Annotated in this window: 3 protein-coding genes and 2 pseudogenes; 4 read left to right on the top strand and 1 reads right to left on the bottom strand. The window is 44.3% G+C overall.

All coding sequences use genetic code 11. The features are described from left to right. Nucleotides 1-444 precede the first annotated feature (444 nt). Nucleotides 445-1,059, bottom strand: a pseudogene (locus tag ACFILA_RS08620) (type ISP restriction/modification enzyme); the annotation flags it as partial. Between the two features lie 256 nt (nucleotides 1,060-1,315). On the opposite strand from ACFILA_RS08620, the gene ACFILA_RS08615 reads away from it, so the two are divergent. From ACFILA_RS08615 to ACFILA_RS08600, 4 genes and pseudogenes are all read left to right on the top strand, one after another. After that, entirely contained in the window at nucleotides 1,316-1,495 is a 180-nt protein-coding gene (locus ACFILA_RS08615; RefSeq protein WP_375661018.1) for a hypothetical protein, read from the top strand. Further along, nucleotides 1,488-3,248 (top strand): ShlB/FhaC/HecB family hemolysin secretion/activation protein, encoded by a 1,761-nt coding sequence (locus ACFILA_RS08610; protein ID WP_375661017.1) that lies wholly within the window; start codon nucleotides 1,488-1,490, stop codon nucleotides 3,246-3,248. Before ACFILA_RS08615 ends, ACFILA_RS08610 begins: the two co-directional genes overlap by 8 nt. Before the next feature lie 90 nt (nucleotides 3,249-3,338). Further along, nucleotides 3,339-10,961 (top strand): DUF637 domain-containing protein, encoded by a 7,623-nt coding sequence (locus ACFILA_RS08605; protein WP_375661016.1) that lies wholly within the window; start codon nucleotides 3,339-3,341, stop codon nucleotides 10,959-10,961. Nucleotides 10,962-11,011: 50 nt separating this feature from the next. Beyond that, a pseudogene (locus ACFILA_RS08600) lies at nucleotides 11,012-11,076 on the top strand (SMI1/KNR4 family protein); the annotation flags it as partial.

Below are 11,076 nucleotides of genomic sequence, written 5' to 3'. Positions count from 1 at the left end.
GTTTTGGAGGTGCTTTTTACGCCCCCCTTTACATATTTTTCAATAAAAAATAAAAGTCATTATATTTCAATATGTTAATTTTTATCAACTTTTCAAAAAAACAACCTATATCAATAATACAACCTTTAAATTCAATCAATAACATACGTTTTGTAGGGGGTTTGGGGGTTTTAAGAACCTTCAAAACCTATAAGTAATATAAGAAAATGAATATACATAACCCTCTTTAAACAAAGCTATCATTTTAGATTACGATATAATCTTTTAAAGGCAATCCAAATAAGAGTATCTAAAATTGCAAGTTTCTTCTTTTTAGAATAACGCATATAGACTATCCTTTTAGGATTATATGTAAGCAACTTAACAAAAGAGGTATAGATATGATTATAAGCTCTATACCCCTTGTGAGGTCAACATGCCTATCATCTGAGCATGCTTTATAAGTTATTCGGTTTCTCTAATTTCTAATTTTGGTAAGTTCTTAACAATTTTCATTGTTTCCAAACTTACAGTAATAACCCTTTGGAATAACTCCAATGGATAAGCAGGGTTGCCAACGGTTTCAACAGCATAGCTATTGGCATCATTAATAATGCCACTCTTTTTATCAGTCTTTACACATTGACGCCCCATAACCGATTCAAGAGAGATATCTGTTATTGTGATATTGCTGTTATAAAAAACAATCAATTTATCTTTTTCCTTACTATTCCCAGCGAATTTCATTTCTGTAACGTAGTAAAATTCTTTAGGGTTCGTGATCTCTGTAACTTTTGGATTGCCTTTTTTAAAGGTCACTGGATACGGCTCTACACTTTCATAGTTTACGTGCAAATGCCCCAATTCACGCCCAGCTGTTACAAACTTCCAAAAATCTTCAGCACGCTTTACGCAAGGAATGCGAGGCAATTCTTTAGAGAGGTTATCAGCATAACGGGTGCGATAATCTTCTGAATGCAAGAGACCGTAAACATAATAAAATAGATCATCTTTAGTAATTTTTTCATTAGGATAAGCGGCTTTTAAATATGCTAATCCTTCATCAGTTATAGCATTACGCATTTTCTTTTTTTCTTATTTTAGTAAATAAGCTATTGTCATACTATTTTTCTTATCAAGCGATAATAATGGAGTGTTTTTTGTTGTCTCTAATATGTAACAGTTCCAATAAATTTGGTCTATTCTATGAATAACAGGCTTTACTTGAAGCTCAAGATTATATTACATGCAGCACCTTAAAATTAAGAAGCATATAGAGTGTATGATTGTCATTTAACAGTGTCATTGTAAAATCTTCAAAAGCGGGGGAAATGATATGGTTTGCACAACACATAAAGCAGGTATATGCAGTACAGTCTATGCTTTTCTCTTAGATTTTAGAAGTATTATTCTCATCAAACAATTAAAAAATTGTTACGCGGTTGGCGATTTTTTCTGTGACGCTGATGATATGGTTCATTTGGTTGCTCATTTTGAGGACACAATGAATGCATAGATTTTTTTTCACTTTTATTTTTGCGGCTTTTTTGTGCCTTTTTTCGTTGCCGAGTTTTGCCCAAAACATTCGTGAGAAAGCGATTAATCAATCAGAGAGCATCCAACGACAACAAACGCAACAACAACGTTTTCAGCAATTACACCGTAGAAACGAAACCCGTGGGGTATTTTTGCCAGATGATGATACCACATCTGCCTATGGTGCTTCGTCTGGTACAACCTGTTTGCTGATCAAAAGCATTGAATTTGTTGATGCTCAGTTGATTTCTCATACCGACCTTCATGAAGCCATTTCTCTTTGGGAAGGACGGTGTTTGGGGATTGCCGAAATCAATAAAGTGCTCAAAGCGGTGACCAAGCTTTATATGAAGCGCGGCTATATTGCAGTGCGGGCTTATTTGCCTGAGCAAGATTTAAGCGGCGGTCATCTCAAGATTGTTGTTGTTGAAGGTGTGATGGAAGATATTACCCTTGATGGGCATAAAGTTGGAAGGAAATCTCAAGGAGAAATCACCACGGCTTTTCCAAACCTTATTGGGAAGCCGACCAATCTGCGCCAGATAGAGCAAGGGCTTGATCAAATCAATCGGCTTTTCTCACGCCAAGCCACCATTAATCTTGGTGCGGGGAGCAATTCGGGTGGTTCGATACTCGATGTTCATATTGAAAAACAGAAACCTTGGCTTATTACGCTTTCCAGCGATAATCTTGGCGCTAAAGCAACAGGACTTTATCAGACGCGCTTGAGCCTTTCTTTTGATGATCTGTTAGGGATCAATGATCAATGGTCGTTTAGCTATCAGCGCTCCATGGATGGTAGTCCGTATCATTTTTCTCACAAGCGCCCCAATAGTGATACTCTAACGGGATCATTTTCTCTTCCCTATGGCACTTGGACAACAGGTTTTGATGGGACGTGGAGCCAATATCATTCGAGTGTTAAGGGGATATTTTCCGATATTATGACTGCGGGTAAGTCTTTATCGCTTACTCCATGGATTTCACGGGTTATCGACCGTGATCAAGAGGGAAAGACCTGGGTTACGGGACGGTTGACATGGAAATATTCTGATAATTTCATTATGGGCAGTCGGGTTGATGTTTCCAGCCGTAAACTAGCTATTGCAACCTTTGAGCTTGATCATTCGCGCAAGTGGCTTGGAGGAGAATTAAGCGCGCATATAGGGTTTCATAAGGGGTTGGCAATTCTTGGCGCTTATGACGATAAAGAGCAAGAGAATGCAACAAAAAATTCACCCAAAGGGCAATTTTCCAAATTGTCTTTTTCCCTAGGCTACGTGCGTCCTTTTTCGCTCAAACAGTATAACTTTCGCTATAACACACTGTTTTCAGGACAATTATCACCCGACACGTTGTTTAGTTCAGAGCAAATATCGCTTGGTGGTAGTTCCTCTGTGCGCGGGGTGCGTGAGGCGATTTATTACGGCAATAATGGGGCGTTTTGGCGCAATGAATTGTCGCTGTTGTTGCCAGGTTTTTCGTCGAGAATGGGGCGTAAATTTATGAGCCAATTTGCCCCTTATATGGCGCTTGATCTGGGGGCTGTAGCCAATGATGCAAACAAAAACAGTTTTGGCGGGAGCCTCGTTGGGGCAACTCTTGGTTTCCATGCAACCGGAGACATTACGGATATTGATGTATCTTATTCGAATATTTTAACCCAATCGACAGTGCGAGAAAAGGGAAATTCGACAGGGTTATTTCAAGTACGGGCATTATTGAGATTTTAGAGCAAAGGGGCGGTAAAAATATCGCTGCGCTGTTTACACCCATATGGGTTGTTTTTTTTAAGAGATAAAGAATTTTATGAGGAGCTAAAAATGCGGGGATTGAAAAATCAAAAGCATAGATTGGGATATGGATACAAGCGAGGAAAGCGCGTTCTTTGTGTTTTGCAGCGAGGGATCCATAAGGGGCTTTCACTGGTTTTAAGTTTTTGCTTAGCTTTTCAGCCTTTGTTGTTGCAAGCACAAGCGCTTGGAGCGCGAAGTCCTGTTGCACAAGAGAGCCAAGGGATAAAAGCAGCTGATGGGGTTGGCTCTGTTTTCCGCCCCACGGTGGGGAAAGCCGGCAATGATGTGCCGCTGATTGATATTGTTCGCCCCAATGGACAAGGTCTTTCTCATAACAAATATGACAGTTTCAATGTTGATACCCATGGCGTGATTTTGAACAATTCGACTGAGGAAGTCTCGCGTTCACAGCTTGGGGGATTGGTGCCAGGCAATGGCAATTTGCGTTATAGCGGTGCAGCAAAGGTTATCCTTAATGAAGTGGTGAGTGCCAATCGCTCGCGTCTTGAAGGCGTGAGCGAAGTACATGGGCATATGGCGGATGTTATTATCGCCAACCCCAATGGGATTACCTGTAACGGTTGTGGCTTTATTAATACACCACGGGTGACTTTATCGACCGGACAACCGATCATTGGAGCCGATGGCGCTTTGAGTGGGTTGCGTGTTGAGGGTGGTGATATCACCATAGGCTCTCGTGGGGCTGATGGGAGTGCATTAGATATTTTTGATCTTGTTTCGCGCAAGATCAGTATCGGGGGTCCCATACAGGTCAAAGGAGATTTGGCTGTTATCGCTGGTCACAATCATTTTGATTATCACAAGCGCGAAGCAACTTCTCTTGGTTCTGATGGCAAAGAGCCAGAATTGGCGATTGATTCCAGTGAGTTTGGTGGAATGTATGCGGGGCAGATCCGCGTGATTGCCAATGATAAAGGCGCCGGCGTTAAGATGCGAGGAGACATGGTTGCCAATGCAGGCGCCATGAGATTGACAAGTGATGGCAAGCTGGTGATTGCCAAAGCACGTGCCAAAGGAGCAGTAAAAGCGCGTTCCCACCACGATAGTGTGCATGTGAAAGATCTTCTTTTTTCAGAAGAAGCGGTTGAACTTAAGGCTTTGAAACATGTTGAATTGGCTGAGCAAGCTCGCGTTGCGGCAAGCGGTGCTGTTGATGTGCACGCAGATGTGATCAAGCTCCAGTCCCATGCTCTTCTAGCAAGCGGTATTGGGAGTGATGGTCAACAGTCAGCGACGGGTTCTTTGCATTTACAGGCAGCAAAGCTTGAGGCGGGGAATGGGCGGATAGCCGCCGGTGATCTTTTAGAGATCCAAGCAGCAACAATTGATCTAAGCCGCATGCAAGACAATGATCAAACAGGGGTTTCTTCCCTTGGCGATCTGACCATTAAAACCAATCAAATCACCGCTTTAAACAACCATATTGGTGCCAAGGGGAATATTGTCTTGAGCGCCGATGATGCGCTCACTGTAAGCGCTGGACATTATAGCGCCGGCGGCTCTCTTTTGGTGGAAGCAGCAGAGCTTACATCACGCGCGCGCTTAGTGGCAGAGCAAAAAATTGACCTTTATGCGCATCACGGTGCCCTGATCCAAGAAGGCACTGTCTGGTCTAATGGGAAGATAACGCTGGATGCCCATGGTGCCCTCAATCACACGGGTGATATTGTCAGTATGCAGCAGGTTGCATTGACAGCGGGGGGCATGCTCACAACCGGTCAAGAGAGCACGATTTTAAGTTATGATGTGGTTTTAAGTGCTGATGCTTTAACCCAAGCAGGGACTGTGGAAGCTCAAGAAGGAGCATTAACCCTTCAAGTGCGTGATGGGGTTGCAAATAACGGCACAATGCGCGGTGAGAGTGTCGATGCTCATATTGGTGCATTTACCAATCAAGGGACGTTTATTGCAACCGATGATTTGCATTTGATGGTAAGCACACAAGAAGGCGCCGATCCGCAACAAGCCTTTCTGAAGAATACATCCGAAGGTGTCCTTCAAAGTGGTGGCGTTTTTGTTGTGATCGCAGGGCAATTAGACAATGCCGGTGTGCTTGGCTCTAGTGGTGAGAATGTTGCCCTCAATGTGGCAGGAAATGTCAGCAATAGCGGGCTGATTTACGCCAAAAAATCTATGGATCTATTCAGTGATGGTGATTTAACCAACACACAGGGCAGAATTATTGCTGAAGAGGCTCTCACCATTGGTGGGCTGAAAGAGACACGTGCTGGTCATATAAACAATGAGGCTGGTCTTCTTAGTGCTTTAGCCGGTGAGATGAAAATTGTTGCAACGTCTTTTGTCAATAAAAGCGCTGAAACGACAAATTCGGACCAACAAAACGCTACACATGATGAAGGTGCACATGTTTTAGCCCGGGATGGTTTGCGCATTAATGTGGGCAATTTTGAGAATGTTGATGGTCTCATTTCTACGCAAGGGGCAATTAATATTGTTGCTGATAGTGTGATCCAAGCAGGGCACATAGAGATTGAGCGTGGTGACCTTCAACTGACCAGCCACGGTGATTTAAGCAATAGTGGCACAATAGAAAGCAATGATACCATTGCTTTGCATGCGCAAACAAATCTCAGCCAAACGGGGCGCATTGTTTCTAAAAAGCGGGTTGAGCTTTCCAGTGATGGCATACTGACAATGGGTGAGACAAGTGAGGTTGGCGCCTATGATGTAACGCTGAAGGCAGGCACACTCACCCAAGCTGGGCTTGTGGAAGCGCAAGGCGGGGTACTGACTCTCAACAGCCATGATGTTTTAAGTAATTCCGGTATTATGGTGGGCGGTGTTGTTGATGCGAAGCTTGGGTCTTTAGCCAATTCAGGTCAGCTTTTAGCCAGTAACAGTTTTACGCTTATAGCAAAAAGTCATGATCCGTCATTGGGGCAAGTTGCTCTGGTTTTAAATGGTGAAGACGGTGTTCTCAAAAGTGGTGGTGCTTTTGTCTTAACCGCAGATGTTTTGGACAATGCCGGCAGTATTGGTTCAAGTGGTGATGGGGTTGCGCTCAATGTGAGCGCTGATCTGAGCAATAGCGGGCTAATTTATGCCAAGAAATCTGCCATTTTCTCCTTAGATGGGGATTTTATCAATAAGTTTGCCGATGTCATTGCTGAAGACAATCTCATCATCCGTGGCTTAAGTGGAGAGCGGGCTGGTCATGTGATCAACAGCTCGGGTCTTTTAGAAGCCGTGTCAGGCGATATGACCTTCGATGTCTCAGCGCTCACCAACATGCGTGAAGGTGGGGTTGAAGTTAGCGATAAAGTGATTTCTCACAGTTACGTGCGAGGAGAATGGACCCCTATCCCAAATGTTAAACACCATCAGATAAAGGAAGATGTTGACACTACAATTAGCCGTCAACAGCCTCATTTTACCAATAATGCTGCACAGATTTTAGTAGGACGTCATCTCACGGTTCATGCCGGTGATATCCGCAATAGTTATAGTTTGATTGCTGCTAATGGCAATATTGAGATGCATGGCGATACGCTGCTCAATGAGGGGCGTGATTTAATCGAAACAACCGAGATTGTAACTGAAACACATCGCAGGGAGAAGAAATGCAGACCGTGGAATGCAGGGTGTCATGCGGGAGGCATTACAGATGAGGGACATTATACTGATACCCAAACAACCGTCCGCACTTATGATGCTGTTTACGGCACGATTGAAGCTGGTGGCACGCTTGATGCCAAGTTGACAGGCTATATTGACAATCATGCGGTGCGTGAGGGGGTTGAGCAAGTTGGCTTAAGCTCTGGCGATAAAGGTTTGGCTGGTGTTAAAAACACCGATTTTGATGGCTCCAAACCACTGATTAGTGATGATCGATTGGACGGCATCATCAATGGTTTGAAAGGGCACAAAGGGCTTTTTGCACCAAGCACAAAAACACCCGCACCAGAATCCATACAAGTGCCAACGCAAGATGGGCTTAACTCTGTCAAGACAGAGTTGGCTGGCAGCCAATCACCGGATGTGCCGTTTTTAGTTGAGACGCGACAGGACTTTATCAACCCAAGTAAATTTTTAGGATCGGACTATTACTTAAAAAAGATTGGCAATTATAAGCCTGAGCACGTGTTTAAAAGATTGGGGGATGCTTATTTTGAATATCGTCTGGTGGGTGAGCAAATCTTTGAGCTGACAGGCAATCGCACTCTTCTTGATGTTGAAGATCCCAATGCTCAAATGCAAAGGCTCTATGACAATGCTGTGGAGCAGCAAGGTCCTTTGGGGTTAGAGCTAGGCAAGCCCTTAACGCCTCAGCAGATTGCTGGGATCAAAAAGGATATGATCTGGCTTGAGACCCACCTTGTCGACGGACAAGAGGTCTTAGTGCCCCACGTTTATTTGGCGCCAACCTCCTCTTCAGAACAAGGGATAAAAAACGCACAAGGATTGCAAGGAAACCTTGCCAGTGCGCGTTTGAAAGGCAATGGCGTCACTATAGAGACGGACCGTCTTACCAATAGCGGTGCTGTGGTAAGTAATGATGCACTGCACGTTTCGACCACGCAAACATTGTTTAATGATGGTGGTTTTTTAGATGCCAGAGGTGCTGTAGAACTCACCAGTAACGGTCTTTTAGCCAATTCTTCCGGTGTTATTCATGGTGATACGGTTACCATGACGGGTGATACGATTGTCAATAGTACCGCTAAAATCCGTGACACGAATGAATATGGTTTTGTTGATCGAGCTGGGCAGAAGGGACAAATTCTCTCTGATCATGAATTAAACATTCAATCCCTTGGTGATCTTGGCTCAGAGGGGGGGGAATTCACCAGCGGCGGTCCGATGACGGTGATTGTCGGTGGTTCTGCTACGTTTGGTTCATTAGTGCTAGAGAGTGACCATAAGGAGACATTGGAAAAAGGGCATTATAACGCCCAAAGCAGTGAGCACCGTTTGACAGAAGTCAAAAGTGATGGAGATTTGACCATTGTCACAGGTGGTGAACTTAACCTTGAGGGAAAGTTTAAAGCCAAGGGCAATGGTGATTTCACCAGTGGTGGCGCTCTCACCGTGACTTCGGTGCAAGATTTTAACAGTTCTGATTTGGATGATAGGGGCAAAGAAGGCGACAAATCGAAGCAAAAGAATAAGTTTCGTCAACAATCAACAGAAGTTACTACAAACAAAACCACGATAGAAGCAGAGGGCGACCTCTCCATGCATGCCAAAGATGGGCATCTCACACTTGGTGCGGCAGGGCTATCAAGTGGTGGTCAGACGCATTTGGCATCAGATACGGGAAAAATCAAGTTTCTGACCAACAAGGATCAAGATTTTAAGGATGTTTATCAGCGTAATGAAAACCTTGTGTGGTGGAGTGAGAGCGATAAAGGTTACCTTAAGGAGACCATCGAACATGTCACCATAGATGCTAAGGGTGGCATAAAGCTTGATGCGGGTGATGGCTTTGTTGTTGAGTATGAGGCAACTGGTGATTTAGACAAATCTCTTGAGCAATTGTCTCGCTCTCCAGGCATGGCATGGATCAAGCAACTGCGTGATGATCCAGAATTATCCAAGCAAGTGGATTGGCAAGCAGTTAAGGCTGAATTTAAAGACTGGGATTATAAAGCCCAAGGATTGACAGAAGCCGGTGCGGCTATCGTGGCCTTGGCTGTCACGGCGGTTACGGGCGGAGCAGCCTCGGGCGCTGCCAGTGCCATTACCGGTGCTTTGGGGCTTGGCTCGAGTACCGCCATGAATGCAGCGATACAGGCAGGTGTCCAAGCACTGATTAACAAAAGCGCTGTGGCTCTTGTTAACAATCGCGGCAATATTGCCGGTGCCTTGCATGAGCTTGGCTCTTCAAAGAATGTTCTCAGCATTGTCTCGTCGATGTTGACAGCAGGCTTAACCAGCCAACTAACGGAAATGGCAGGTGTTGGACAATCTTTGCCTAAAACCGCTCCTTTTGTCGATCGCATTGCCCTTGAAGCGAAAAAGAACCTGATCAAAGCCGCCATTGGCACGAGCGTGCAAACGGCTCTTGAAGGCGGCTCTCTTGACAAGAACTTTTTTAACAATCTGCGCATCGCCCTGTCTGATACGGTTGGCAAATCGTTGGCAGAAGAAATCGGTACCGCCAAGGCAGAAGGCAAAATAGATACGGTCACACAGATCGTTGCCCACGCTGGTCTTGGCTGCTTAAAAGGCGAGGTTGCGAGTGGTGCTTGCACGGCCGGTGCTGTGGGGGGGGCTGTGGGTGAAGCCACAGCTATGCTCCAGTTTCAATTGTGGGTGCAAGGCATTGTGAAAGAGGAAATGGGGGACCTAAACGGTCGCACCCCCACTGCGGAAGAGCAAGCCCGCATCACCGCAAGGATTGATGCTGAGTTTTCTGGCTTTAGAGACCACACCATTGATGTTGCAAGGGCTGCTGGGGGCGTTGCTGCCGCCATTGCCGGTGGCGATGTTGATGCCGGTGCTGATGCCGCAGGTAATGCCGCTGCAAATAACTACCTCAGCAGTGCGCAACAAGCTCAGATGAAGAAAGAGTTAGAAGAGTGCCCTGATGATCAGTGTCGAAGAGATGTTAACGAAAAATGGTTCGAGATTGATGAACAACAAGATAGAACTTTTTCGACAGGACTTATGTCTGGTCTCATTGCCGATACACCAATCAAGCTATACGAGTTAGCTGATGGCGCTGTGAAGAACATGATGTTACAAATAATGATATTTGCTAGCAATCCATGGGGGGGCGCGAAAAGGGCTGTTAAAGACATTGAAACAGGAGCGTCTTGGGTCGTGAGTGGACATGTGATTGATGATGCCTGGGAAGGTGCTGGTCAATTCTGGGGAGGTGTTGAGGATGCGTTTATAGGGGATATAGATTACGTAAAAGAGAATCTTGAAAAAGCGGGGGTTGACGGAGCTTTTAATGCTGGTTTTGAAAGTGGAAGATTATCAGCCGGAGTGTTAGAAAACTTTGCTGGAGGAGCTGGAGCAGCCAAGGGAGCTATAAATCTTGGCAACAAGGCTGTGATCAAGTTCATTGCTAGGAAAGATTTTGCCCAATTTGCTTCCAAGAAAAATCTTGCAGAACTTGCAGCTCAAGGAGATTCTGACAAACTTGCGGCGAGGAAAGAACTAACTAAACTCGCTGCTAAAGAAAAAAAGCTTTGGTTAAAAAAGAAACCCACTAAATTTACTGATAGCAAATTTGGACAGACAAACAAAGCCTATCAGAGAGATGATTTGTTTGATCCTAACAAAATTGTTAGTTGGACAGTAAAAGGGGAAGAAGTATGGGGCACCAATATTGAGAGAATGGAAACAGGAAGAGCACCTATAGGATATGATGGTGAATCAGTTGAGCTGCATCATCTCTCACAAACGCATGAGGGTCCCATAGCAGAAATTAGCCATGAATCTCATAAAAAATATACTTCTGTGATTCATGATAATCCCAAAACACATCAATCGCTTATAGAGAGAGAAAAGTTTGGTAAGTGGAGAGAGGAATATTGGAAGGAACGCGCTAAAGGATATAGAGAACAAACAAACAATAATTTAGGAGGAATAATCGATATGAAATGGAGTATCATAGGGATAGATTTTGACAGATGGGGACAAGAGCATCGGCAGTAAATGCTCTACGGTTAATTGAAAAGAGAAAAAAGAAGTTTGGAGAATAATTAATGAAAACCTATACCTTAGATGATGTTGCAGTATTAATTGATAAAGTGAATAAATATGATGATGA

The sequence above is a fragment of the Bartonella sp. CL71SXKL genome (assembly GCF_042194935.1).
Taxonomy (GTDB): domain Bacteria; phylum Pseudomonadota; class Alphaproteobacteria; order Rhizobiales; family Rhizobiaceae; genus Bartonella.
The sequence above is the reverse complement of the archived record's forward strand: the minus strand, read 5'-3'. Positions and strand labels throughout refer to the sequence as shown.